The following is a 25376-nucleotide window of genomic DNA, read 5'->3' as shown; positions in this document are numbered from 1 at the left end:
CGCGCGCCCCGCAGGGCACGCCCGTCAGCACCGACTTTCCGCGAGGTTCGCCCATGATCCACAGCATGACTGCCTTCGCCCGCGCCGAGCAGGCCGGAACCAATGGCACCCTGAGCTGGGAGCTACGCTCGGTCAACCACCGTTACCTGGAGCCGCACCTGCGCCTGCCGGATGCCTTCCGCGACCTCGAAGGCGCAGTACGCGAAGCGCTGCGCAATGGCCTGTCGCGCGGCAAAGTCGAATGCACCCTGCGTTTCGCCGAAGACAGCGCCGGCCAGCCACTGCAAGTGGATCGCGAGCGCGCCGCCCAACTGGTCGCCGCCGCAGAAAGCGTCGCCAGCCTGATCAAGCATCCGGCGCCACTCAACCCCCTGGAAGTCCTGAGCTGGCCCGGCGTGCTGGTCGCCGATGCCGCCGACCCGCAAGCACTCAACAAAGCCGCCATGAGCCTGTTCAAGCAAGCGCTGGAAGAGCTGAAACAAAGCCGCTCGCGCGAAGGCATTGAACTGGCCAAACTGCTTAGCGAACGCCTGGACAGCATTGACGGCGAAGTCGCCGCCCTGCGCGAACTGGTGCCGCAGATGCTTGCCATGCAACGGCAGAAAATCCTCGACCGCAGCGCCGAACTGCAGGTCGAACTCGACCCGCAGCGCCTGGAGCAGGAGCTGGTGATACTCGCGCAGAAAAGCGATGTCGCCGAAGAACTGGACCGCCTGAGCACCCATGTCAGTGAAGTGCGCCGCGTACTCAAGAGCGGCGGCGCAGCCGGCCGGCGCCTGGACTTCCTGATGCAGGAACTCAACCGCGAAGCCAACACCCTCGGCTCCAAGGCCTTCGACACCCGCAGCACCCAGGCCGCGGTCAACCTCAAGGTGCTGATTGAACAGATGCGCGAACAAGTGCAGAACATCGAGTAAAAACTACTGCGCCAGCTCGCTACGTTTTTAAGACCTAAAAAAGAACAGCCAGTCCCGGGAAACTCTTATGGCCATCACCACCGGCACCCTCTACATCATTTCCGCCCCATCCGGCGCCGGCAAGACCAGCCTGGTCAAGGCGCTGATCGACAGCGAGCCACAGATCCGCGTGTCGGTCTCGCACACCACGCGCGCCATGCGCCCTGGCGAGGTGGAGGGGGTGAATTACCACTTCGTCGGCCGCGAGCAGTTTCTCGCGATGATCGACAACAGCGAGTTGCTCGAGCACGCCGAAGTCTTCGGCAACCTCTACGGCACCTCGCAAGCCTGGGTCGAGCAGACGCTCCTCGAGGGCTTCGACCTGATTCTGGAAATCGACTGGCAAGGCGCCCAGCAAGTGCGCCACCTGATGCCCCAGTCCAGGTCCATCTTCATCCTGCCGCCGACCCAGGAAGCGCTGCGCCACCGCCTGACCAATCGCGGCCAGGACAGCGGCGAGATCATCGAGCACCGAATGCGCGAGGCAGTCAGCGAGATGAGCCACTACGTCGAATACGACTACCTGCTGATCAATGACGATTTTGCCCACGCGCTCAGCGACCTGAAGGCCATCTTTCGCGCCAACCAGCTGCTGCAAAGCCCGCAACAACAGCGGCACCGCGGCCTGCTCAGCGAGCTACTGGCCTAACGGCAGCCGCACCCTGTAAGCTTTGAGCTGCACGCAGAGCCGCCTCGAGCAGAGGCTCTGCAGATGCTGCTTATGACATAAGCTTATAGATGGTGAAAACAAAGCTTCCATTACTACTGGTTGTTTTTTAAACTACTCAGTCCGCTCGCCCCACTGGGCCAGCCTTATTTTGCATACGCTACGAGGAAGACCATGGCTCGCGTTACCGTCGAAGATTGCCTGGATCACGTTGAGAACCGTTTTGAACTGGTCATGCTCGCCACCAAGCGTTCGCGCCAGCTCGCCACCGGCGGCAAAGAGCCGAAACTCGCGTGGGAAAATGACAAGCCAACCGTGGTCGCCCTGCGTGAAATCGCCGCCGGCCTGATGAGCTACGACGTCATCGCCCAAGACGAAATCATCGAAGAAGAGCCGCTGTTCGCGGCCTTCGAGGATGAGGCCACCGAGCCTCTGTAAGCCTATGCCTGGTCGAAGTCGTACGGCGCAGGGTCACAAGGGTCGGCAAGGAGATCATCCATGCCGAGCATAGACGCCTTCGCCGATCGACTTTCGAGCTACCTGGACAACGACCAGGTCAATCTGGTTCGTCGCGCCTATTTCTACGCCGAACAAGCCCACGACGGCCAACGCCGCCGTAGCGGCGAAGCCTACGTCACCCATCCGCTGGCGGTGGCGAACATCCTTGCCGACATGCACATGGACCATCAGAGCCTGATGGCGGCCATGCTGCACGACGTGATCGAAGACACCGGGATCGCCAAGGAAGCGCTGAACACCCAGTTCGGCGAGACCGTGGCCGAACTGGTCGACGGGGTCAGCAAACTGACCCAGATGAACTTCGAGACCAAGGCCGAGGCACAGGCCGAAAACTTCCAGAAAATGGCCATGGCCATGGCCCGCGACATTCGCGTGATCCTGGTCAAGCTGGCCGACCGCCTGCACAACATGCGCACCCTGGAAGTGCTGTCCGGGGAAAAACGCCGGCGCATCGCCAAGGAAACCCTGGAAATCTACGCCCCCATCGCCAACCGCCTGGGCATGCACAGCATGCGCGTGGAATTCGAGGACCTGGGCTTCAAGGCCATGCACCCGATGCGTTCCGAACGCATCCGCGCCGCCGTGCGCCGCGCCCGTGGCAACCGCAAGGAAATCGTCAACAAGATCGAAGAGTCGCTGACCCACTGCCTGACCCGCGAAGGCCTGGAGGGCGAGGTGCTCGGCCGCGAAAAGCACCTCTACGGCATTTATCAGAAGATGCGCGGCAAACGTCGGGCGTTCAACGAAATCATGGACGTCTACGGCTTCCGCATCGTGGTTGACAAGGTCGACACCTGCTACCGCGTGCTCGGCGCCGTGCACAACCTGTACAAGCCACTGCCCGGACGCTTCAAGGACTACATCGCGATCCCCAAGGCCAACGGCTACCAGTCGCTGCACACTACCCTGTTCGGCATGCATGGCGTGCCCATCGAGATCCAGATCCGCACCCGCGAGATGGAAGAGATGGCCAACAACGGCATCGCCGCGCATTGGCTGTACAAGTCCAACGAAGTCGACCAGCCCAAAGGCACCCACGCCCGTGCCCGCCAGTGGGTCAAGGGCGTGCTGGAAATGCAGCAGCGCGCCGGCAACTCGCTGGAGTTCATCGAGAGCGTAAAGATCGACCTGTTCCCCGACGAGGTCTATGTGTTCACGCCCAAGGGCCGGATCATGGAGCTGCCCAAGGGTTCGACTGCAGTCGACTTCGCTTACGCGGTGCACACCGACGTCGGCAATACCTGCATCGCCTGCCGCATCAACCGTCGCCTGGCGCCCTTGTCCCAGGCCCTGGAAAGCGGTTCGACCGTAGAAATCGTCAGTGCTCCAGGCGCACGACCGAACCCGGCCTGGCTCAATTTCGTGGTCACCGGCAAGGCGCGCACGCATATTCGCCACGCCCTCAAGCTGCAACGCCGCTCCGAGTCGATTAGCCTCGGCGAACGCCTGCTCAACAAGGTCCTGACCGGCTTCAATAGCCACCTGGACAAGCTGGTTCCCGAACGCGTACAAGCGGTACTCGGCGAATACCGCCAGGAAGTGATCGAGGACCTGCTCGAAGACATCGGCCTGGGTAACCGCATGGCCTATGTGGTGGCGCGCCGCCTGCTGGCCAGCGACGGCGAGCAACTGCCGAGCACCGAAGGGCCGCTGGCGATTCGCGGCACCGAGGGCCTGGTGCTGAGCTACGCGAAGTGCTGCACACCGATTCCCGGCGACCCGATCGTCGGCCACATTTCCGCCGGCAAGGGCATGGTGGTGCACCTGGACAGCTGCAGGAATATAGGCGAGATCCGCCACAATCCGGAAAAGTGCATCCAGCTGTCCTGGGCCAAGGACGTGGTCGGCGAATTCAATGTCGAACTGCGCATCGAACTGGAACACCAGCGCGGCCTGATCGCCCTGCTGGCCGGCAACGTCAACGCCGCCGACGGCAACATCGAGAAGATCAGCATGGACGAGCGCGACGGCCGCATCAGCGTCGTGCAACTGGTGGTCAGCGTGCATGACCGCGTGCACCTGGCCCGGGTGATCAGGAAGCTGCGCGCGCTCAAGGGCGTGATGCGCATCACGCGGGTAAAGGCGTAGTCGCAAGCTGCAGCGAATCAAACGTGCAGCAGACTGCCCGCCCCCACCAAGTACCGCGCAACGCTTCTACTTGCGGCCTCAAGCCTGTAGCTTGAGGCAGCATTTTCAATACAGCCTTTTCAATCAAGGAGTTCCCATGAGCAAGAGCGTTATCAACAGCGACAAGGCCCCTGCCGCCATCGGTACCTATTCCCAGGCGATCAAGGCCGGCAACACCCTGTACATGTCCGGGCAGATCCCGCTGGACCCGCAGACCATGGAACTGGTCGAAGGCTTCGAAGCCCAGACCGTGCAGGTCTTCGAGAACCTCAAGGCCGTCATGGAAGCGGCTGGAGGCTCGTTCAAGGACGTGGTCAAGCTGAACATCTTCCTCACCGACCTGGCGCATTTCGCCACCGTCAACGAAGTCATGGGCCGTTACTTCCAGCAACCCTATCCGGCCCGCGCCGCCATCGGCGTAGCGGCACTGCCGAAGGGCGCCCAGGTGGAAATGGACGCGATCCTGGTACTCGAATAAGTCCGCTGGCGGGGCACCGTGCCCCGCCGTCCGGCTCGACCGGGGCACGCCGTCCCGGCTCCGCCGTGCCGCCCGGCGCCTGGCGATGGCAACACCACTACCCCAGCAGCAACCACAGGCCGAGCGCCAGCAACAGCCCCCCGCACAGCTTATCCAACCAGCCCACTCGCCGCTGCAGCCAGGCCCGCCAGTGCGCCCGGCCAAGCAAGCGCACCAGGGCCAGGTCCCAGACCAGCACCACCAGGGTCATCCACAGCATGCTCAGGACCAGCCCCCAGGCGGGCATCGCCGCTTCGCGCAGCACGCCGAACAAGCCGGCGTAGAAAATCGGCAGCTTGGGGTTCAGGCTGCTGGCCAGCAGCCCCTCGCCCAAGCCCTTGAACCAAGTCCCGCGGGTGTCGACCCGCGCATCATGTGGCAGCTGCAGTTGCCGGTTCGAGCGCAACCCCTGCCAGCCGATCCAGAGGAAATAGCCTGCGCCCGCAACTTGCAGTCCACGCCACAACCAACCGCCCTCGGCCGGCAGCAGACTGAGTGCGAGCAACACCAACAGCATGCTCAACAGATTGGCCAGAGCAATTCCGGCCGCGCAGCCATCGGCCTGTCGCCGCCCCTTGAGCAAGACCGTACGTATCAGCAGAAAGAAGTCCGGCCCCGGTGACAACAGGGCGGCAAAGTGGGTGCTGGCGACCAGCAGAAACAAGGCAAACATCGAAAGGCTCCCGGCATGACCAGACGCCAGTTTCAACAGCCTTGCCCTTGTCGGTCTTGGAAGAAACTCAGAGGTTGTGAAAATATCGAGCACCGGCACGAGGCTGTCTCCAGGCGCTCGCGACAAGGCGCTTGGCGGCGGCCGCAGTAGGCGGGAGTTTTTTCACCGCCGCTCAGAGGGCCGCGTGGCGGAAGCGCCCGGGGCTGACCCCGGTGAAACGCTTGAAGGTTGCGGAGAAATGCGCCTGATCGTAAAAGCCCAGGTCCAGCGCCACGTCCACCACCGCCTCACCGCTCAGCAGGCGGCGCTTGGCCTCGCGGACCCGGCGCTGCAACAGATAGGTGTGCGGCGGCACACCGTAGACCCGGCGAAACGCCTCGATCAGGTGGCGTGGATGGCGCTGTAACACCTTGCCCAACTGCTCCAGGCTAACCATCTGTGCATAATGCGCTTCCAGGTAGTCGCGCAGATAAGCGGTCACGCCACCGTCACGCGGGCCGGCCCGGGCCGCACGCAAGCCACCATGGCGCACGAACACCAACTCCAGCAGCGCCAGCAGCTCGCTCTCCAGCGCCAGAACGTCCGCCTGCTCGAACGCCGTTGCCAGGCGCGCCAGCCCCAGGGCCACCGCGCCATCATCCGCCGGGTTCAACTCGACAAAACCTCGCGGCAGGCGCTTGCGCCCCAGCAATTGCGGCAGACGGCTCTCTTCGACATAGAGCATGCGGTACACCAGGCGCTCGGACTCGGCATGCCCGGTATGCGGCTCTTGCGGATTCATCAGCGACAGGGTCCCGGCAGGCAGGGCATGCCGCGCTCCCCGACACTGGTAACCGCCAACGCCCTGCAGGATAGCGCCGACGGCGAAAGCATCGTGGCTGTGCCGACCAAACGCCTGCCCGGAAAAATCGGCATGGAACAATTCCACCCCCGGCAACCAGGCACGCGCCAGCAGTCGATTGGCGTCCACCTCAGCGCTCCGCCAGAATCGCGCCATAGCCCTCGCGGTAGCTCGGGTACTCGGGCGCCCAGCCCAGGGTCCGGGCACGGGCGTTGCTGCAGCGCTTGCTGCCGGAGCGGCGCACCGTCGACTGCTCGGCCCAATGGCTGACGCCCAACTGCCCGCGCAACCAGGCCACCACCTCGTGCAGCGGCGCCGGCTCATCGTCGACGCCGATATAACAGTCAGCCAACTCCAGCCCACGGGCATCGGCTTGCAGCAGGCTGGCCAGCAAGCCGGCGGCATCGTCGACATGAATCCGATTGCCATACAGCGGCGGCTCGCTCGCCACCCTGTAGCCCTGGCGTACCTGATTGAGCAGCCACTCCCGGCCCGGTCCGTAGATACCGGTCAGGCGCACCAGGCTGGCGGCAATTCCGCTGGCCAGCGCCAGCTGCTCGGCTTCGCGCATGACTCGACCGGAAAAACTCGCGGCCTCGGCCGGCGAGCCCTCGTCGATCCACTCGCCGTCCTGCTGGGCATAGACACTGCTGCTGGAGACGAACAGCAGGCGTTTGGGGCGTTGCCCATGTTGCGCCAGCCAGCCGAGCACCCGGCGCAGGCCGTCGACGTAGGCGGCGCGATAACCGGCCTCGTCGCGCTCGGTCGCCGCCGCGCAGTACACCAGATAATCCAGTCCACCCGCAGGCCAGCCAGGCGGACAGCCATCGCCCTGCAGGTCCCCGGCAACCGCCAGGATCTGCGCGGGCAACTTCTCGACCGCACGCCGCAGGCCATACACCGTCCATCCCGCCGTCGCCAGGCGCAGGCCCAGCCGCGTACCGACATCGCCGCAACCGGCAATCATCAGACTTGGGCAAGTCGACATGAAACCCTCCCTCAATTAACTAGCCACAGTAATTCGCTGGCAGACAGTCTAGCCCGGTTGGTTGATTGCAATGCAAAGGCTATGCTTGGCAGCAACTTAATGGATAAACACTATGACCCTCACCGAGCTGCGCTACATCGTCACTCTCGCCCAGGAACAGCACTTCGGCCGTGCCGCCGAGCGCTGCCATGTCAGCCAGCCAACCCTGTCGGTGGGGGTGAAGAAGCTCGAGGACGAACTCGGCGTCTTGATCTTCGAGCGCAGCAAGAGCGCGGTGCGCCTGACCCCGGTCGGCGAAGGCATCGTCACCCAGGCGCAGAAGGTCCTGGAGCAGGCCCAGGGCATCCGCGAGCTGGCCCAGGCCGGCAAGAACCAGCTGACCGCGCCGCTGAAGATCGGCGCCATCTATACCGTCGGCCCCTACCTGTTCCCCCACCTGATTCCGCAGTTGCACCGGGTGGCGGCGCAGATGCCGCTGTATATCGAAGAGAACTTCACCCATGTGCTGCGCGACAAGCTGCGCACCGGCGAGCTGGACGCGATCATCATCGCCCTGCCGTTCCAGGAAGCCGACGTACTGACCCTGCCGCTCTACGACGAACCCTTCTACGCGCTACTGCCGGCCGGTCACCCCTGGGCAGCGATGAAGACCATCGATACCAAGCTGCTCAACGACAAGAGCCTGCTGTTGCTCGGCGAAGGCCATTGCTTCCGCGATCAGGTACTGGAGGCCTGCCCGAGCCTGCGCAAGGGCGGCGAAGAACACGCCCAGCACACCACCGTGGAATCCAGCTCGCTGGAAACCATCCGCCATATGGTCGCCTCCGGCCTTGGCGTGTCGATCCTACCGCTCTCGGCGGTGGACAGCCACCACTATGCCCCCGGGATCATCGAAGTGCGCCCGCTCAGCGCCCCGGCGCCGTTCCGCACCGTGGCCATTGCCTGGCGCGCCAGTTTCCCGCGGCCGAAAGCCATCGAAATCCTCGCCGACTCGATCCGCCTGTGCTCGGTGGCCCAGCCGCAAGCAAAAACCGCCTAAGGCACGCCCCATGACCGAGCTCGCTGCGGTTTCCGTCACCGCGCTGAAGGGTGTCGGCGCCGCCCTGGCCGAGAAACTCGCCAGGGTCGGCCTGGAAACCCTGCAGGATGTGCTGTTCCATCTGCCCCTGCGTTACCAGGATCGCACCCGCATCGTACCGATCGGCGAACTGCGTCCCGGCCAGGACGCCGTGGTCGAAGGCACGGTGGTCGGCGCCGATGTGGTCATGGGCCGCCGGCGCAGCCTGCTGGTGCGCCTGCAGGACGGCAGCGGCAGCCTGTCCCTGCGCTTCTACCACTTCAGCCAGGCGCAGAAGGAAGGTCTCAAGCGCGGCACCCAGGTGCGCTGCTACGGCGAAGTGCGCCCCGGCTCTTCCGGCCTGGAGATCTACCACCCGGAATACCGTGCGCTCTCGGCCAGCGAGCCGATTGCCGTGGAACAGACCCTGACGCCAATCTACCCGAGTACCGAAGGTCTGACCCAACAGCGCCTGCGCAGCCTGAGCGAACAGGCCCTGGCCCGCCTCGGCCCGCACAGCCTGCCGGACTGGCTGCCACGCGAACTGGCCCGCGACTACCAGCTCAGTCCTCTGGACCAGGCGATTCGCTACCTGCACCGGCCACCGCCGGATGCCGACCAGGCCGAACTCGCCGAGGGCCGCCACTGGGCGCAACACCGCCTGGCCTTCGAGGAACTGCTGACCCACCAGCTGTCCCTGCAACGCCTGCGCGAAAGCGTGCGCGCCCAGCAGGCACCGGCGCTGCCGCCGGCCAAGCGCCTGCCGCAGCAGTACCTCGCCAACCTGGGTTTTACCCCCACCGGTGCGCAACAACGGGTCGGCGCCGAGATCGCCTATGACCTCAGCCAGGACGAACCCATGCTGCGCCTGATCCAGGGCGATGTCGGCGCCGGCAAGACCGTGGTCGCCGCCTTCGCCGCCCTGCAGGCGCTGGAGGCCGGCTATCAGGTCGCCCTGATGGCACCCACCGAAATCCTCGCCGAGCAGCACTTCCTCAACTTCAGCAAGTGGCTGGCGCCACTCGGCATCGAGGTCGCCTGGCTGGCCGGCAAGCTCAAGGGCAAGGCTCGCATAGCGGCGCTGGAGCGGATCGCCGGCGGCGCGGCCATGGTGGTCGGCACCCATGCACTGTTTCAGGACGAGGTTCGATTCCCCCGGCTGGCCCTGGTGATCATCGACGAACAGCACCGCTTCGGCGTGCAACAGCGCCTGGCCCTGCGCCAGAAAGGCATCGACGGACGCATGTGCCCGCACCAGCTGATCATGACCGCCACACCGATCCCGCGCACCCTGGCGATGAGCGCCTATGCCGACCTCGACACCTCGATCCTCGATGAGCTGCCGCCCGGCCGCACCCCGGTGAACACCCTGGTGATCGCCGACAGCCGCCGCCCGGAAGTGGTCGAACGGGTCCGTTCGGCCTGCAACGAAGGTCGCCAGGCCTACTGGGTCTGCACCCTGATCGAGGAGTCCGAGGAGCTGACCTGCCAGGCCGCCGAGACCACCTTCGCTGATCTCGCCGCCGCGCTCGGCGGGCTCAATGTCGGCTTGATTCACGGGCGCATGAAGCCGGCGGAAAAAGCCGCGGTGATGGAACAGTTCAAGCAGGGCCAGTTGCAATTGCTGGTCGCCACCACCGTGATCGAGGTCGGCGTCGACGTGCCCAATGCCAGCCTGATGATCATCGAGAACCCCGAGCGCCTGGGCCTGGCCCAGCTGCACCAGCTGCGCGGGCGGGTCGGCCGCGGCAGTGCCGCCAGCCATTGCGTACTGCTCTACCACCCGCCCCTGTCGCAATTGGGCCGGGAACGGCTTGGCATCATGCGCGAGACCTGCGATGGTTTCGTCATCGCCGAAAAAGACTTGGAGCTGCGCGGCCCGGGAGAAATGCTCGGCACCCGGCAAACCGGCCTGCTGCAGTTCAAGGTCGCCGACCTGATGCGTGATGCCGACCTGCTGCCGGCCGTGCGCGATGCCGCGCAAGCCCTGCTGGAACACTGGCCGCAGCATGTCAGCCCGCTGCTCGAGCGCTGGTTGCGCCATGGCCAGCAATACGGACAAGTGTGAACCAGTTCACAGGGCATCCGTCGCCTCAACCCCTTGACCCATTGACCTGCTGTTTATACTTCGGGCACTTGCGCCCCTCGAACCGGATGCCGTTATGAGTGATGTAGCCCTCGCCCCAGACACCGCAGCGACCCCGCCGCCGGTAATCGTGCAACTGCTGGATAAACTCGGCCTGGCTTATCGGGTACACCACGAGCATTGCGGGTTACCCGCCGCGCAACGCGTACAAGCGGTGCTGCTCGATGATGCGATTGGTGCCTTGCTGGTGCTCTATCCACAGAATCAACTGCTTGCCCTGGATCATCTGGCCGAACTGACCGGGCGCAAACTCGTGGCGGTGAAACCCGAGCGTCTGCAGCGCATGCTCGCCAAGCATGCCCTCGGCGTATTGCCCGGCCTGCCACAGTTGACCAGCTCACCCTGCCTGTACGATGAGCGCTTGCTGCACGTGCCGAGCCTGTTTATCGAATCCGGTCAACCCGGGGTCCTCCTGGAAATAGCCAGCGAAACCTTCAAGACCCTGCTGAGCAAGGCCAGCGCCGCCCGTATCGGCGAACCGCTGAGCAATATCCGGCCCAACCTCGACCGCCCCGACGACGACCGCGCCGAGATTACCCAGGCGGTTCAGGCCTTCACTGCACGACGCATCCAGCAACGCCTGGAAGAAACCATCGAGATCCCGCCGCTGGCGGAAACCGCACAGAAGATCATCAAGCTGCGGGTCGACCCGGATGCCACGGTAGACGACATCACCGGCGTGGTTGAAACCGACCCGGCGCTGGCCGCCCAGGTGGTCAGTTGGGCGGCATCGCCCTACTACGCCGCGCCCGGCAAGATTCGCTCGGTGGAAGATGCCATCGTCCGCGTACTGGGCTTCGATCTGGTGATCAACCTGGCCCTCGGCCTGGCTTTGGGCAAGACCCTCAGCCTGCCCAAAGACCAGCCGCAACAGGCCACGCCCTATTGGCAGCAGGCGATCTACACCGCCGCCGTGATCGAGGGCCTGACCCGGGCCATGCCCCGCGCCCAGCGCCCGGAAGCAGGGCTGACCTACCTCGCCGGGCTGCTGCACAACTTCGGCTATCTGGTGCTGGCGCATGTGTTTCCGCCGCACTTCTCGCTGATCTGCCGGCACATGGAAGTCAATCCTCACCTGTCGCACAGCTACATCGAGCAACATCTGCTGGGCATCAGTCGCGAGCAGATCGGCACCTGGCTGATGCGCTTCTGGGACATGCCCGAAGAACTGGCCATTGCCCTGCGCTTCCAGCACGACCCCGAGTATGCCGGCATTCATGCGGCCTACCCGAACCTGGTGTGCCTGGCGGTCAACCTGCTGCGCAACCACGGCATCGGTGCCGGCCCGCAACGCGAGATTCCACAGAGCCTGTTCGACGCCCTGGATCTGAGCCGCGAGAAGGCCGAGGAGGCGGTGAACAAGGTCCTCGCCGCCGAAGTCGCGCTACGCGAACTGGCCAGCCAGTTTCATTCGCCACATTGAAGTCGCTGGAAACCCGGGGTTGCAACGCCTTTGTAGGATGGCGGGCCGCGTAGGCTTGAGCGCAGCGATACCCATCGCCGCTCGACAGCCACGTCGCTTATCCAGGCCACGAAACCGCGTTGATTTTCCCCACGCTCCAGCGTGGGGACACGGTTTGTGACGCTCCGCGTCAGGTGTGAGCGCAGAGCCGTGGACGTGGCTACGACCATATCGGAGGGTTACGCGGCGCACCTCGTCCGCGGGTTGCGCGTACGCCGGTCCGTGCGCCCCCCCTAAGGTTTGGCCGCCGCTTTCCTGAGCGCCGCCCGGCGCTCGGCGAATAGCCGCGGCAACACCTGCAAACTGCTTTCCAGCAGCAGCTTGACCATCGGCTGCTCATAGAGCGCGGCGTATTCGGCCAGTTGCGCGCTGGGCATCTGCCGGTAGGCATAGAGCATGAACGACTCCACCGCCTCGACGCTCGAGGCCCGTAGCGCTGTGGCCTGGCTCGCGGTCTGATCGCTCAGCGCTTGCTCGTCGAGGGTCTCGTCACGCGCCATGAGGGCCAGCAGCGCCTGGGTCTTGCCCACTTCGTAACGCAGCAGGCTGGCCAGTGCGGTGGTGTGCGCTGCGCTATCGAGGCGCCGCACCAATGCCAGACGTTCTTTGCGCGGCGGCCGCTGGCCAAGTTGCACCCGGTAGCTGGCCAGCGCCGTGCCACCGTCTTCACCGACCGAGCGTTCCGCCTCGCTGAAGCGCTGGGCCACGGGGCTGTCGAGCACGCCCTGGATCTGCTGCAGCACGGCCTGGTCGAACGTGCCGGCCAGCTGCTTGGCCAGGTCCAGGCACAGCGCATCGGCGGCGAAGGCTTCGCCCAGTTGCGCCTGCTGTTGCTCATTCAAGCCACGCGTCAGTAACGGCGCACTCTGTTCACAGAGCAGGCGAATACCGACCAGCTCGAACACCGGGGCAAAGGCTTCGACTTTGGCCGGGGTGGCGTATGCCAGGTTGCTGATGAGGAGCAGGGCAAACATCGACAAGCGCATAAGCGGGCATCCACGGTGACGTCTGGTCCAGCCTAGCGAATGCAGCCGGCACAGGCCAGCGACGCCGACCTGCGAGGGCGATCAGGCGGCTCGTTGCTCGCTGGTTTTCTTTTTCGGCATCAGGTACTTGGTCAGGCCCTGGAACCAGATCACCAGTGCCGGGTTGCCCTGGATCTGGATGTCCTTGTTCTGGATGCCCTGCATAAAGGCCAGCTGCTTGTTCTTCGCGTTCATGGTGGCGAAGCCGTAGGCGGCATCCTTGAAGCCCAGGGCAAAGGCCGGCTGGCTGGCAGGGCCACGCTTGCTAGTGATGCGCTGGTCTTTGACGATGAAGTGACGAGCAACCTTGCCGTCCAGGGTGTGCAGCTGGAACTGCATGTCGCGGCCGACCAGTTGCTGCTGGAACGCCGGGTTATCGCGACTGGCCTTGGCCATCAGGCGCCCCAGCATCCACAGGAGAAAACGGAATTTCATGCGCACGGCCTCGACGGGGAAGGAAATTGGCGGCGCATTGTAGTGTTTTTTGCCCGGAACTACAGCCTGGCATCGAAGCCGGCGAGAAGCGGAGAAACTGTCGAACGTCGACTGCCTGAGCAGGCTCGACAGTGGGCGGAGAGAACCCGGAGCCAGCCGGCTCCGGGCTGACGAGGCTCAGTTGACCGCGTCTTTCAGGGACTTCCCCGGCTTGAAGGCGACGGTGTTACTGGCCTTGATCGTGACCGGCTGGCCGGTTTGCGGGTTTTTGCCGGTGCGAGCACCGCGGTGACGCTGCACGAAAGTGCCAAAGCCCACCAGGGTCACACTGTCCTTGCGGTTCAGTGCACCGGTGATTTCTTCCAGTACGGTGTTGAGTACACGATTTGCCTGATCTTTGGTCAGATCCGCCTTTTCGGCGATGGCGGCGGCGAGTTCCGGTTTACGCATAAATGCCCCTTTGACGGTTTTTTGTTGTTGTGTCCGTGCTGCTCATCCAGAACAGCGCCCAAGGCGCCGCAACAGCTCTGCGCTGCGGCAGACCACAGGGAGAATGGCATGTGATCAAGACCTGCGCCAGTCTTGTCCGACAGTTTAAACGGACAAAATCAGGGCGTATCCGACAGAACGGCTGGCATTCACGCCAGCAGCGCCGGCAACTGCTTATTCAGCGCGAGCTTTTCCTGCACGGCCGTACCGGTCAAGGCGTAGCCGAGCAGGCTGCCGGCGGCATCGCGACACAGCGCCTTGATGTCGCTGCCGCTGCCCTCCACCGTCCACTCGCCCTGCAGACCGCGCGGCGGCGGCGAAACCACCAAGGGGCACACCGGGGTCTTCACCGTGACCGGCATCGGCCCGTAACTGACTGCAGTCGGTTTGCCAGCCAGGGTCTGAGCCAGGGCGCGAGCGCAGTGCATCAGCGGCATGACGTACTGCAGGTTGAGGCCATCGACCTCGGCGCAATCGCCCAAGGCATAGATGTTGGCGTGGGAACTGCGCAGTTCACGGTCGACCATGATCCCGCGATTGACCTGCAGCCCGGCCGCTGCGGCCAACTCGGTGCGTGGCCGCAACCCGACCGCCGAGAGCACCAGATCACAGGCGATCGCCGTGCCGTCGGATAGGCGTCCTTGCAGGCCCTCGCCTGCATGGTTGAGGCTGACCAGCACCGGGCCGAGGTGGAAGCGCGCCCCGAGACTTTCCAGCCCTGCCTGCACCGCCGCTGCCGCCGCCGGATGCAGCAGGCCGGGCATGACCTGCTCGCAGGGCGCCACCAGCTCGACCCGATAACCACCGAGGCTGAGGTCGTTGGCGAACTCGCAGCCGATCAGGCCGGCGCCGAGCAGCAGCACACGCTTTTTCCCGGCCGCGGCGGCGCGAAAGCGGGCGTAGTCTTCCAGGTCGTTGATCGGCCGGATCGCGTCCAGGGCGTCGCCCGCAACCGGCACCCGGATCGGCTCGGCGCCCCAGGCCAGCACCAGGTCGCGGTAGGCCACCGCCTCCTCGCCGATCCACAACCGCCGCTGCCCCGGGTCGATGCCGGTGATGCGCGTGTGGGTGTGAATCTCGGCCTTGAGCTGTTCGGCCATGGTGCCGGGTTCGGCCATGCTCAAGCCATCGGCGTCCTTGTGCTTGCCGAAGCCGGTGGACAACATCGGCTTGGAGTAGGAACGCCCGTCATCGGCGCTGATCAGCAGCAACGGCGTGTCGCCGTCCAGCTTGCGAAATTCCCGGGCCAGGTTGTAGCCGGCCAGGCCGGTACCGACTATCACTACGGGCGTAGCTACGGGTGTCGCCACAGCTGCACTCATCTGCACTTCCTCGATCGACAAAACCGGGCCGCGGTCTCGGGCTGTGGCCATGTCATGAACTATTCAGAAAACCTGGCGACTCAGCTGATCTCGATCATCTCGAAATCCTGCTTGCCGGTGCCGCAGTCCGGACACAGCCAATCCGCGGGGATGTCTTCCCAGGGGGTACCCGGTGCAAGGCCTTCTTCGGGCAGACCTGCGGCTTCATCGTAGATAAAGCCACAGACGACGCATTGCCACTTGCGCATGGCGACCTCCGCACGCGGGGAATTTCCCCGACCCTAGCGCAATTGCCCCGCTGACGCCAAGCCCGAGCCACGCCAACGGCGGATCGGCCGGCAACGCCCATAAAAAACGGCGACCCTGGGGTCGCCGTTGTTTATCGGCTGTGATCAGCCGATTTCAATCATCTCGAAATCCAGTTTGCCCACGCCGCAGTCCGGGCACAGCCAGTCTTGCGGTACGTCTTGCCACGGCGTACCCGCGGCGATGCCTTCGTCGGGCCAGCCCTGGCTTTCGTCGTAAATCAATCCACAGACCACACATTGCCACTTCTTCATAACGTCCTCGGGTGCCTCTCGGGTAGTGCATGCAGGCACGCTACCGGAAATTGACGGGGGCGCCAAGCCGCCGACCGGGCAATTGCGCCCGGCGGCAGGCCACTATCAGCGGGCGATAAGCAGCGGATCGGTGATGGCCATGCCATACATGGCGATCATGGTCAGGCTACCGGCTGCCAGGAGGTAGTACAGGGTCGGCAGCATGGTCTTGCGCAGGGTGATGCCTTCACGCCCGAGCAGGCCCACGGTGGCCGAGGCGGCCACCACGTTGTGGATCGCAATCATGTTGCCCGCGGCCGCCCCGACCGACTGCGCCGCCACCATCATCGCTCCGGACACGCCGAGCAGGCCGGCGGTGTTGAACTGGAACTGCGAGAGCATCAGGTTGGACACGGTGTTGGAGCCGGCGATAAAGGCGCCCAGTGCGCCCACGGCCGGGGAGAAGAACGGATACACCCCGCCTACGCTGTCGGCCACCAGTTGCGCCATGGCTACCGGCATCGACATCAGGTCGGAAGCGTTGACCCCGGAGTTGATCAGGATACGCACCATCGGAATGGTGAAGATCAACACGAAACCGGCACCCAGCAGGGTGCGGCTCGACTCGCTGACTGCGGCCTTCACTTCACTGAAGCGCATGCGGTGCAGGAAGCAGGTCACGATCACCACCATGCACAGAATCCCGCCCGGCAGGTACAGCGGCTCCAGAGTACCGGAGACACCGGTTTCGCCGAGGATGTCCTTCCAGCCGAAACTGACCGCGATCAGCGCCGCCTTGAGCTCGGGGAAGATCCGCGACATCACCAGGAAGATCGCCAGCAACAGGTAAGGGGCCCAGGCCATGGGGACCGACACCGGGGACTTGCCCGCGACGTCCTCGATCTTCATCTCGAGCTTGCCCATCCACTCGGACGGCCAGTCTTTCGCCTCGGCGAAGTCCCAGGTCTGCTTCGGCAGCAGGAAGCCCGCCTTGGCAGCCGGCACGACGATGGCCAGACCGACCATGGCGCCTATCATCGACGGGAACTCCGGACCGAGGAACACTCCGGCGGCCATGTACGGCACGGAGAAGCAGAGCGCGGTGAAGATGGCGAATGGCGCCACCGCCAGGCCTTCTTTCCACGACTTATTCTTGCCGAAGAAGCGGGTCATGATCATCACCATGATCAGCGGCATCAGCAGGCCGATCAGGCCGTGGACAATCGCCACCCGCGAGTAGATCAGGTGGAAGAACACCTCCCAGTTGCTGTTCAGGGCGAGCAATTGCTCACTCATGCCGACCTTGTCCAGGCCGCCAGCCACACCCACCAGAATCGGCGTACCGACCGCACCGAAGGACACCGGAGTGGATTGCACCATCATCCCCAAAACCACCGCCGCCAGAGCCGGAAAGCCCAACGCGACCAGCAGTGGCGCGGCCACCGCGGCCGGGGTGCCGAAACCGGAGGCGCCCTCGATAAAGCAGCCGAACAGCCAGGCGACGATCAGGGCCTGCACCCGCCGATCCGGGGTGATGCCGGCAAAGCCATGGCGGATCGCAGTGATGCCACCGGAGTGTTTAAGGGTGTTGAGCAGCAGGATCGCACCGAAGATGATCCAGAGGATCGCCGCGGTGAGTATCAGCCCTTGCAGGCTGGAAGCCACGACCCGGTTGAAGGACATGTCCCAGGCGGTCAGGCCGATCAGGGCGGTGAGCAGGAAGACCACCGGCATGGCGTACTTGGCCGGCCAGCGAAAGCCGATCAGCAGCACACCTGCCAGCACCAGCGGTACGAAGGCAAGGATGGACAGTAGCGTTTGATTCATGGGTGGGTCCTTTTTAGTTGTTGTGAACCACTGTTGCCCGGAATGACCCGGTATCACGCATCGGAGCCTGTCAGGCCCGCGAACACCGCGCCTGCGGCATTCATGCTCAAAAGCCCCGGACGCCTGCGCGCACGGGGCTGAAGTTCGGTCGCTGGGCGTTACCCCTCCTGTTTGAAGCGCAAACGCCAGGCGTGCAGCAACGGCTCGGTATAGCCGCTGGGCTGTTCACGGCCCTTGAACACCAGGTCACTGGCGGCCTGGAACGCCGCCGAACCGGCATAATTGCTCGCCATCGGCCGGTACAGCGGATCGCCGGCATTCTGCCCATCGACCACCCGGGCCATGCGCTGCAGGGTCTCTTCGACCTGCGCCCGCTCGACCACGCCGTGGTGCAGCCAGTTGGCGATGTGCTGGCTGGAGATGCGCAAGGTGGCACGGTCTTCCATCAGGCCGACGTTGTGGATGTCCGGCACCTTGGAGCAGCCGACGCCCTGTTCGACCCAGCGCACCACGTAACCGAGGATGCCCTGGCAGTTGTTGTCCAGTTCCTCTTGGATATCCGCCTCGCTCCAGTTGCGCTCGAGGGCCACCGGAACCGTCAGCAGGTCGTCGAGCAGGCGGTCGCGCTCGGCGTTGAAGTCGATGGCTTCCAGTTCGCGCTGCACCGCCTGCACGTCGACCTGGTGGTAGTGCAAGGCATGCAACACGGCGGCGGTCGGCGACGGCACCCAGGCGGTGTTGGCGCCGGCCCTGGGGTGGGCGATCTTCTGTTCGAGCATGGCGGCCATCAGATCCGGCATGGCCCACATGCCCTTGCCGATCTGCGCGCGACCGCGCAGGCCGCAGCTGAGACCGACCAGCACGTTGTTGCGCTCGTAGGCCTGAATCCACGGCGTGCTCTTCATGTCGCCCTTGCGCAACATCGGCCCGGCTTCCATGGCCGTGTGCATCTCGTCGCCGGTGCGGTCGAGGAAGCCGGTGTTGATGAAGGCCACCCGCGCGCTGGCGGCGCCAATGCAGGCCTCGAGGTTGACACTGGTGCGCCGTTCCTCGTCCATGATGCCCATCTTCAGGGTGTTGCGCGGCAGTTCCAGGAGGTCTTCGATACGGCCGAACAGCTGGTCGGCGAAGGCCACCTCGAGCGGGCCGTGCATCTTCGGCTTGACGATATAGACGCTGCCGCTGCGCGAATTGCCCTGGCGCTTGAGGTCGTGCAGGGCGATCAGGCTGGTCATCACCCCGTCGAGAATGCCTTCGGGGATCTCGCGACCTTCGCCGTCGAGAATCGCCGGGTTGCTCATCAGGTGACCGACGTTGCGCACGAACAGCAGCGAACGGCCGTGCAGGGTCAGGGTGCTGCCGTCGGCGCCACTGTACTCGCGGTCCGGGTTGAGGCGGCGGGTGATGCGCTTGCCGCCCTTGTCCAGTTCCTCGCTCAGGTCACCCTTCATCAGGCCCAGCCAGTTGCGATAGATCAGCACCTTGTCGTCGGCATCGACCGCGGCGACCGAGTCTTCGCAATCGAGAATGGTCGACAGCGCCGCCTCCATCAGCAGGTCCTTGACCCCGGCGGCATCGGTGGCGCCGATCGGGCTGTTCGGGTCGATCTGGATTTCCACGTGCAGGCCATGGTTTTTCAGCAGCACGGCCGTTGGTGCAGCGGCCTCGCCCTGATGACCGAGAAACTTCTCCGGTTGCTGGAGCGCGGTCTGGCTGCCGTTCGCCAGGGTCACCCGGAGCTGGCCGTCGACCACCTGGTAGCTTACGGAATCGACATGACTGCCACTGGCCAGCGGCGCGGCCTGATCGAGGAAGGCCCGGGCGAAGGCAATCACCTTGGCCCCACGCACCTGGTTGTAGCCGGGGCCTTTCTGCGCCCCGCCCGCTTCGCTGATCGCGTCGGTGCCGTACAGGGCATCGTACAACGACCCCCAGCGAGCGTTGGCGGCGTTCAGCGCGTAGCGCGCGTTCATCACCGGCACCACCAACTGCGGGCCAGCCTGGCTGCTGATCTCGCTGTCGACATTGGCGGTGCTGGCCTGTACCTGGGCCGGTGGCGGCAGCAGGTAACCGATGGCTTCGAGGAAGGCGCGATAGGCCGGTATATCCGTCACCGGACCCGGGTTGGCGCGGTGCCATTGGTCCAGCTCGGCCTGCAGACGATCGCGCTCGGCCAGCAGCGCGCGATTCTGTGGCGCCAGGTCGTGCACCAGGGCATCGAAGCCCGCCCAGAAAGCGGCGCTCTCGATACCGCTGCCCGGCAGCACTTCTTCATCAACGAAACGTTGCAGGTTGGCGGCCACTTGCAGGCGCTGGCAGTTCACGCGATCGGTCATCTGGTTTCTCCTGTTCTGAGCGTTGCTGGAGGGAAGCCCCTCATCCGGCACTACGTGCCACCTTCTCCCCAGCGGGGAGAAGGCCATCTGCTGGCGGCAACGCCGCGCTATTCAAAGGGCGGCAATACCGGCCTTGGCGACCTGGGCGTCCTGCTCGGCCTTGACCCCGGACACGCCAACCGCACCAATCACCTGGCCGTCGACGATCAGCGGCACACCACCTTCGAGGGAGGTCAGCAGCGGTGCGGACAGAAAGGCGCTGCGCCCGCCGTTGACCATGTCCTCGTAACCCTTGGTCTCGCGCCGGCCGATCGCCGCACTGCGCGCCTTTTCGCCGGCGATATAGGCGCCGACCGGCGCGCAGCCGTCGAGGCGTTCGAGGGCCAGCGGATGACCGCCGTCATCGACCACGGCAATGCTCACGGCCCAGTTGTGCTGCTGCGCCTCGGCGCGCGCAGCGGCGAGGATGCGGGCGACTTCGGCTTGACCCAGTACGGCTTTGCTTTGCATGTTCTTTCCTCATGATTGATTGGCGCGTGATGCGCGAATTCGTGGGCCGTGACTCTCAGCCCATGGCCTCTTCCACCACTTCGATCCAGTGGCGCACCGGGGTGCGGCCGGCGCCATCGAGGTGGGTCTGGCAGCCGATGTTGGCGGTGACAATCACCTGCGGCTTGCCGCTTTCCAGGGCGTTCATCTTGTTGTCGCGCAACTGCCTGGACAGCTCCGGCTGAGTGATCGAGTAGGTGCCGGCCGAACCGCAGCACAGGTGCCCATCGGCCACCGCGGTGAGCTGGAAGCCCAGGCGGGCGAGCACGTCTTCGACGGCGCCGCCGAGTTTCTGCGCATGCTGCAGGGTGCACGGGCAATGGAAGGCCAGGCGCTGCTCGCCCTGCACGCCGAGCGCTTCCAGCGGCTCGCCGCGCAGCACTTCGACCAGATCCTTGGCCAATTCGCTGACCCGCTTGGCTTTCGCCGCGTAGGCCGGGTCCTGTTCGAGCAGGTGACCGTAGTCCTTGACGAAGGCACCGCAACCGCTGGCGGTCTGCACGATGGCTTCGGCGCCGACCTCGATAGCCGGCCACCAGGCGTCGATATTGCGCCGGGCACGCTGCAGGCCCTGTTCCTGGGCATTCAGGTGATAATCCACGGCGCCGCAACAGCCGGCCTCACGCACGCTGGTGATGCTGATGCCGAGGCGATCGAGGACCCGCGCGGTGGCGGCGTTGGTGTTGGGCGACAGGCCGGCCTGCACGCAGCCTTCGAGGATCAGCACGCGGCGGCCATGCTGCGTCGGCGGGCGCGGCTTGGCCGGGCGGATCTGCCGTGGCAGCTTGGCCTTGAGCACGGCCGGCAGCAGCGGGCGGAAGGCCTCACCGGTCTGGACCAGGGCCTTGAACAGGGCCGGTCGCGGCACCAGGGCGCGCAGGCCTTCGCGCAGCAGGCGCTGGCCCAGCGGACGCGGCACCGCCTGGTCGACCACGGCGCGGCCGATGTCCAGCAGGTTGTGATAGTCGACCCCGGACGGGCAGGTGGTTTCACAGTTGCGGCAGGTCAGGCAGCGATCCAGGTGCAACTGGGTCTTGGCGGTGACCTGGTTGCCCTCCAGCACCTGCTTGATCAGGTAGATGCGCCCACGCGGGCCGTCCAGCTCGTCGCCGAGCAGCTGGTAGGTCGGGCAGGTGGCGTTGCAGAAGCCGCAATGCACGCAGCTGCGCAGGATGCTTTCGGCCTCTTCACCGCGCGGCAGACGCTTGGCCTGTTCAGTTAAATTCGTCTGCATCTAAACCTCGGCGTACATGCGACCGGCGTTGAAGATCCCCTGCGGGTCGAGCTGGGTTTTCAGCTGCCGGTGATAGCGCAGCAAAGGCGCGGACAGGGGCTGGAACGGGCTGTCGCAGACACCCGCCGTGAAGCAGGTGGCATGCCCTCCGGCGGCGCTGGCGATACTGCGGATCTGCGCCGCCTCGGCAGTCGACTTCAGCCAGCGCTGAGCGCCGCCCCAGTCGATCAACTGATCACCGGGCAACGCCAGCAGCGGCGTATTGTTGGGCAGCGACAGGCGCCACAACGGTCGCGGATCGGCGAAGAACGCCAGGCGCTGCTCGTTCAACTGCTGCCAATAGGCCGGGTCGAGCGGCTCGCCGCCAAGGTGCTCGCGGGCCGCGGCCACCGAACCTTCGCCGCCTTCCAGGCGCAGGTGCAGGGCGCCACCGTCATGGCTGGCAGCGCTCAGCGGGAGCGGCTGCTGGCCCCATTCGGCGAGCTTGCGCAGCGCGCTCTCGGCGTCCATCGGCAGGCGCAGGCTGAGGCACTGACGGGGCTTTGGCAGCACCTTGAGCGACACCTCGGTGATCAGCCCCAGGCACCCGAAACTGCCCACCAGCAGACGCGACAGGTCATAGCCGGCGACGTTCTTCATCACTTCGCCGCCGAAACGCAGGTGCTTGCCGTGACCGCTGATCAGGCGCGTGCCCAGGACCATGTCACGCACCGAACCGACCCAGGGCCGGCGCGGACCGGACAGGCCCGTGGCAACCATGCCACCAACGGTGGCGCCGTCAGCGAAGCTCGGCGACTCGCAGGTAAGCATCTGCCCGGCCTCGTCCAGCGCCGCCTGCAATTCGACCAGTGGGGTGCCGGCGCGGGCGGTGATCACCAGTTCGGTCGGATCGTAGCTGACGATGCCGCGGTGGGCCCGGCTGTCGATCACTTCGCCGGTCACCGGGCGGCCGAGAAAGGCCTTGCTGTTGCCGCCCTGAATGCGCAACGGCAGCGCATTGTTGAGGGCGTGATTGACCTGTTCCAGCAGCGCCGTGCTGGCATCGAAATCATGCGGCATGGGCATCAGAAACGCTCCAGGTCGGGAAAGGGCAGCTGGCCGTGGTGCACATGCATGGCGCCGAATTCGGCGCAGCGGTGCAGGGTCGGGATGTTCTTGCCGGGGTTGAGTAGACCCTTGGGATCGAAGGCCGCTTTCACCGCGTGGAACAGGGTCAGCTCGTCGCTGTTGAACTGGGCGCACATCTGGTTGATCTTCTCGCGGCCGACGCCGTGCTCGCCGGTGATGCTGCCGCCGACTTTCACGCAGAGTTCGAGGATCTTGCCGCCGACGGCTTCGGCGCGCTCCAGCTCGCCGGGCTGGTTGGCATCGAACAGGATCAGCGGGTGCATGTTGCCGTCGCCGGCGTGGAACACGTTGGCCACGCGCAGGCCGTACTCGGCGGACAGCTCGGCGATGCCCCTGAGCACGCCCGGCAACTCGCGGCGCGGAATGGTGCCGTCCATGCAGTAGTAGTCCGGCGAGATGCGTCCGACCGCCGGGAAGGCGTTCTTGCGCCCGGCCCAGAACCGGACCCGTTCGGCCTCGTCGCGGGCCAGCCGTACTTCGCTGGCGCCGGCCTCGGTCAGCACCGCGCGCACCCGCTCGCAGTCGTCATGCACATCGGCTTCGACGCCATCCAGCTCGCAGAGCAAAATCGCCGCGGCGTCCACCGGATAGCCGGCGTGGATAAAATCTTCGGCGGCGCGAATCGCCAGGTTGTCCATCATCTCCAGGCCGCCGGGGATGATGCCGGCGGCGATGATGGCGCCAACCGCGTGCCCGGCCTTTTCCACCGAGTCGAAACTGGCCAGCAGCACCTTGGCCACCTGCGGCTTGGGCAGCAGCTTGACCGTGACCTCGGTGATGATGCCGAGCATGCCTTCCGAACCGGTGAACAGCGCCAGCAGGTCGAAGCCCGGCGCATCCAGGGCATCGCTACCCAGGGTCATGCGCTCGCCCTCGACCGTGAGGACCTCCACCTTGAGCAGGTTATGCACGGTCAGGCCGTATTTCAGGCAATGCACGCCGCCGGCGTTCTCGGCCACGTTGCCACCGATCGAACAGGCGATCTGCGAGGACGGATCCGGCGCGTAATACAGCTCATGGGGCGCGGCGGCCTGGGAAATCGCCAGGTTGCGCACGCCGGGCTGGACCCGGGCGAAGCGCCCGGCCGGGTTGACCTCGAGAATCTTGTTGAAGCGCGCCAGCACCAGCAGGATGCCCTGCTCCAGCGGCAAGGCGCCGCCGGACAAGCCGGTGCCGGCGCCACGCGCCACCACCGGCACGCCGCGCTGGTAGCAGAGCTTGAGCAGACCCTCGACCTGCTCGATGCGCTCGGGCAGCACCACCAGCATCGGCGTGGCGGTGTAGGCCGAGAGGCCATCGCATTCGTAGGGCTTGAGGTCTTCCTGGGTGTGCAGCACTTCCAGGTCGGGCAGCTGCTCGCGCAATGCGGCCAGCAGGGCTGGCTTATCGACTTTGGGCAGCGGGCCATCGATGCGCTCGTCGTACAGAATGCTCATGGCAGGCTCACTCGGGTGGTGTAGCGGATGTAATCGTTATGGCGCATCCGCACAGTGGTGCGCTGGTTGTACGGCATAGTTAGTCCCAGGCAACCGGGCCGTCCATCGCTGTTCATACTGGTATGACCAGTTTTTTTAGACTGGCGCGTCACCACTTATCGACTCAGGCTTTATCCAGACTGGCTAACACGCCTATATTGGCCAGCCGAATTTCAACAAACTTAAACTGGTCCTACCAGTCAGCGAGTACACCACGATGGATGCAGAACAGCCCGCAGTACGCCGTCAGGTCAGCGATGTGGTGGCCGAAAAAATTGAGCGGCTGATCGTCGATGGCGTGCTCAAGGTCGGCCAGGCCCTGCCCTCGGAACGGCGCCTGTGCGAGAAGCTCGGCATCTCCCGCTCGGCACTGCGCGAAGGGCTCAAGGTGCTGCGCGGGCGCGGCATCATCGAGACCGCCCAGGGCCGCGATTCACGGGTCGCCACCCTCAGCGGGCCGCGCGACGCCAGCCCGCTGATGCACCTGTTCAGTTCGCAGCCACGCACCCTGTTCGACCTGCTCGAAGTGCGCGCCCTGCTCGAGGCCGAGTCGGCGCGCCTGGCCGCCCTGCGCGGCACCGACGCGGATTTCGTCCTGCTGACCCGGCGTTACGAGGAAATGCTCGCCGCCCACAACGAGCCGCCGAGCGAGGTCGAACCGCGCGAACATGCGCGCCTCGACCATGCCTTCCACCTGGCCATCTGCGAGGCGTCGCACAACCCGGTGCTGCTGCACACCCTGCAATCGCTGACCGACCTGATGCTCAACTCGGTGTTCGCCTCGGTGAACAACCTCTATCACCGGCCGCTGCAGAAACGCCAGATCGACCGCCAGCATTCGCGCCTGTACCACGCGGTGATCGAACGCCTGCCGGAACAGGCGCAACGCGCGGCGCGCGAGCATATCCTCAGCATCCGCGACAACCTCAAGGAGATCGAGCAGGAGGAGCAACGCCTGGTGCGCGCAACCATGCGCCTGGAAGGCTGGGCGTGATGGGGCGTGGGTTAGAACCGATGGGTGGGGCCGCCTGGGTTAGGCGCGAAGCGGCGTTACCCATCAGCGC

The 25376-nt window shown here is 65.1% G+C and carries 24 protein-coding genes; 9 read left to right on the top strand and 15 right to left on the bottom strand.

The features are described from left to right. Nucleotides 1-53 precede the first annotated feature (53 nt). The 5 genes from R3355_RS18435 (at nucleotide 54) to R3355_RS18415 (ending at nucleotide 4747) form a co-directional block, all read left to right on the top strand. On the top strand, nucleotides 54-917 hold the full coding sequence (locus R3355_RS18435) for a YicC/YloC family endoribonuclease (RefSeq protein WP_318962534.1): 864 nt from the start codon (nucleotides 54-56) through the stop codon (nucleotides 915-917). Nucleotides 918-984: 67 nt separating this feature from the next. Beyond that, on the top strand, nucleotides 985-1605 hold the full coding sequence (gene gmk, locus R3355_RS18430) for a guanylate kinase (RefSeq protein ID WP_318962532.1): 621 nt from the start codon (nucleotides 985-987) through the stop codon (nucleotides 1603-1605). Between the two features lie 192 nt (nucleotides 1606-1797). Next, entirely contained in the window at nucleotides 1798-2061 is a 264-nt protein-coding gene (rpoZ, locus tag R3355_RS18425; RefSeq protein WP_318950029.1) for a DNA-directed RNA polymerase subunit omega, read from the top strand. Between the two features lie 60 nt (nucleotides 2062-2121). Beyond that, a complete protein-coding gene (gene spoT, locus R3355_RS18420) occupies nucleotides 2122-4230 on the top strand; it encodes a bifunctional GTP diphosphokinase/guanosine-3',5'-bis pyrophosphate 3'-pyrophosphohydrolase (RefSeq protein WP_318962530.1) in 2109 nt (702 codons plus the stop codon). Between the two features lie 136 nt (nucleotides 4231-4366). Further along, complete coding sequence (locus R3355_RS18415; protein WP_318948407.1) at nucleotides 4367-4747, top strand: RidA family protein; 381 nt, start codon at nucleotides 4367-4369, stop codon at nucleotides 4745-4747. A gap of 97 nt (nucleotides 4748-4844) precedes the next feature. Here R3355_RS18415 and R3355_RS18410 read toward each other — a convergent pair whose 3' ends face one another. The 3 genes from R3355_RS18410 to R3355_RS18400 all read right to left on the bottom strand — a co-directional run bounded on the left by R3355_RS18410 (nucleotide 4845) and on the right by R3355_RS18400 (nucleotide 7288). Further along, nucleotides 4845-5459, bottom strand: coding sequence for a LysE family translocator (locus R3355_RS18410; protein ID WP_318962529.1), 615 nt, complete (start codon nucleotides 5457-5459; stop codon nucleotides 4845-4847). 172 nt (nucleotides 5460-5631) lie between these two features. Further along, complete coding sequence (locus R3355_RS18405; RefSeq protein ID WP_318962528.1) at nucleotides 5632-6429, bottom strand: AraC family transcriptional regulator; 798 nt, start codon at nucleotides 6427-6429, stop codon at nucleotides 5632-5634. 1 nt (nucleotide 6430) lies between these two features. Then, the gene (locus R3355_RS18400) at nucleotides 6431-7288 is read right to left on the bottom strand and encodes an NAD-dependent epimerase/dehydratase family protein (RefSeq protein ID WP_318962527.1); all 858 of its coding nucleotides are present in this window, start codon (nucleotides 7286-7288) and stop codon (nucleotides 6431-6433) included. A 112-nt stretch (nucleotides 7289-7400) separates the two neighbouring features. Between R3355_RS18400 and R3355_RS18395 the strand changes: the two genes are divergently transcribed. The 3 genes from R3355_RS18395 (at nucleotide 7401) to R3355_RS18385 (ending at nucleotide 11914) form a co-directional block, all read left to right on the top strand. Beyond that, nucleotides 7401-8327, top strand: a complete 927-nt coding sequence (locus tag R3355_RS18395; RefSeq protein ID WP_172148436.1) for a hydrogen peroxide-inducible genes activator — start codon at nucleotides 7401-7403, stop codon at nucleotides 8325-8327. A 10-nt stretch (nucleotides 8328-8337) separates the two neighbouring features. After that, nucleotides 8338-10413, top strand: a complete 2076-nt coding sequence (recG, locus tag R3355_RS18390; protein ID WP_318962526.1) for an ATP-dependent DNA helicase RecG — start codon at nucleotides 8338-8340, stop codon at nucleotides 10411-10413. Between the two features lie 94 nt (nucleotides 10414-10507). Next, complete coding sequence (locus tag R3355_RS18385) at nucleotides 10508-11914, top strand: aminoacyl-tRNA deacylase and HDOD domain-containing protein (RefSeq protein ID WP_318962525.1); 1407 nt, start codon at nucleotides 10508-10510, stop codon at nucleotides 11912-11914. A gap of 272 nt (nucleotides 11915-12186) precedes the next feature. Here the strand turns inward: R3355_RS18385 and R3355_RS18380 are convergent, their stop codons facing one another. The 12 genes from R3355_RS18380 to glcD form a co-directional block, all read right to left on the bottom strand. Next, nucleotides 12187-12939 carry a hypothetical protein gene (locus R3355_RS18380; protein ID WP_318962523.1) on the bottom strand — a complete coding sequence of 251 codons (753 nt, stop codon included), beginning with the start codon at nucleotides 12937-12939 and terminating at the stop codon, nucleotides 12187-12189. An 81-nt stretch (nucleotides 12940-13020) separates the two neighbouring features. Further along, nucleotides 13021-13413 carry a helicase gene (locus R3355_RS18375; protein WP_318962522.1) on the bottom strand — a complete coding sequence of 131 codons (393 nt, stop codon included), beginning with the start codon at nucleotides 13411-13413 and terminating at the stop codon, nucleotides 13021-13023. A gap of 177 nt (nucleotides 13414-13590) precedes the next feature. Continuing rightward, on the bottom strand, nucleotides 13591-13863 hold the full coding sequence (locus R3355_RS18370; protein ID WP_172148432.1) for an HU family DNA-binding protein: 273 nt from the start codon (nucleotides 13861-13863) through the stop codon (nucleotides 13591-13593). Between the two features lie 188 nt (nucleotides 13864-14051). Next, nucleotides 14052-15224 (bottom strand): NAD(P)/FAD-dependent oxidoreductase, encoded by a 1173-nt coding sequence (locus R3355_RS18365; protein ID WP_318962520.1) that lies wholly within the window; start codon nucleotides 15222-15224, stop codon nucleotides 14052-14054. An 80-nt stretch (nucleotides 15225-15304) separates the two neighbouring features. Further along, complete coding sequence (locus R3355_RS18360; protein WP_318948416.1) at nucleotides 15305-15472, bottom strand: rubredoxin; 168 nt, start codon at nucleotides 15470-15472, stop codon at nucleotides 15305-15307. 144 nt (nucleotides 15473-15616) lie between these two features. Beyond that, the gene (locus R3355_RS18355; protein ID WP_079203891.1) at nucleotides 15617-15784 is read right to left on the bottom strand and encodes a rubredoxin; all 168 of its coding nucleotides are present in this window, start codon (nucleotides 15782-15784) and stop codon (nucleotides 15617-15619) included. A 105-nt stretch (nucleotides 15785-15889) separates the two neighbouring features. Further along, the gene (locus R3355_RS18350) at nucleotides 15890-17590 is read right to left on the bottom strand and encodes an L-lactate permease (RefSeq protein ID WP_318962518.1); all 1701 of its coding nucleotides are present in this window, start codon (nucleotides 17588-17590) and stop codon (nucleotides 15890-15892) included. A gap of 158 nt (nucleotides 17591-17748) precedes the next feature. After that, a complete protein-coding gene (locus R3355_RS18345; RefSeq protein WP_318962517.1) occupies nucleotides 17749-19926 on the bottom strand; it encodes a malate synthase G in 2178 nt (725 codons plus the stop codon). 111 nt (nucleotides 19927-20037) lie between these two features. Next, nucleotides 20038-20436: a heme-binding protein gene (locus R3355_RS18340; RefSeq protein WP_318962515.1), complete on the bottom strand. Its 399-nt coding sequence runs from the start codon at nucleotides 20434-20436 to the stop codon at nucleotides 20038-20040. Between the two features lie 55 nt (nucleotides 20437-20491). After that, nucleotides 20492-21709 (bottom strand): glycolate oxidase subunit GlcF, encoded by a 1218-nt coding sequence (gene glcF, locus R3355_RS18335; RefSeq protein WP_318962513.1) that lies wholly within the window; start codon nucleotides 21707-21709, stop codon nucleotides 20492-20494. Continuing rightward, entirely contained in the window at nucleotides 21710-22768 is a 1059-nt protein-coding gene (gene glcE, locus R3355_RS18330; protein WP_413243537.1) for a glycolate oxidase subunit GlcE, read from the bottom strand. 5 nt (nucleotides 22769-22773) lie between these two features. Then, nucleotides 22774-24273: a glycolate oxidase subunit GlcD gene (gene glcD / locus R3355_RS18325; protein WP_318962510.1), complete on the bottom strand. Its 1500-nt coding sequence runs from the start codon at nucleotides 24271-24273 to the stop codon at nucleotides 22774-22776. A 256-nt stretch (nucleotides 24274-24529) separates the two neighbouring features. Between glcD and glcC the strand changes: the two genes are divergently transcribed. Then, entirely contained in the window at nucleotides 24530-25306 is a 777-nt protein-coding gene (gene glcC, locus R3355_RS18320) for a transcriptional regulator GlcC (RefSeq protein ID WP_318948423.1), read from the top strand. The last annotated feature ends 70 nt before the right edge of the window (nucleotides 25307-25376 follow it).

The organism is Pseudomonas sp. (assembly GCF_033723075.1).
Lineage (GTDB): Bacteria > Pseudomonadota > Gammaproteobacteria > Pseudomonadales > Pseudomonadaceae > Aquipseudomonas.
The sequence above is the reverse complement of the archived record's forward strand: the minus strand, read 5'-3'. Positions and strand labels throughout refer to the sequence as shown.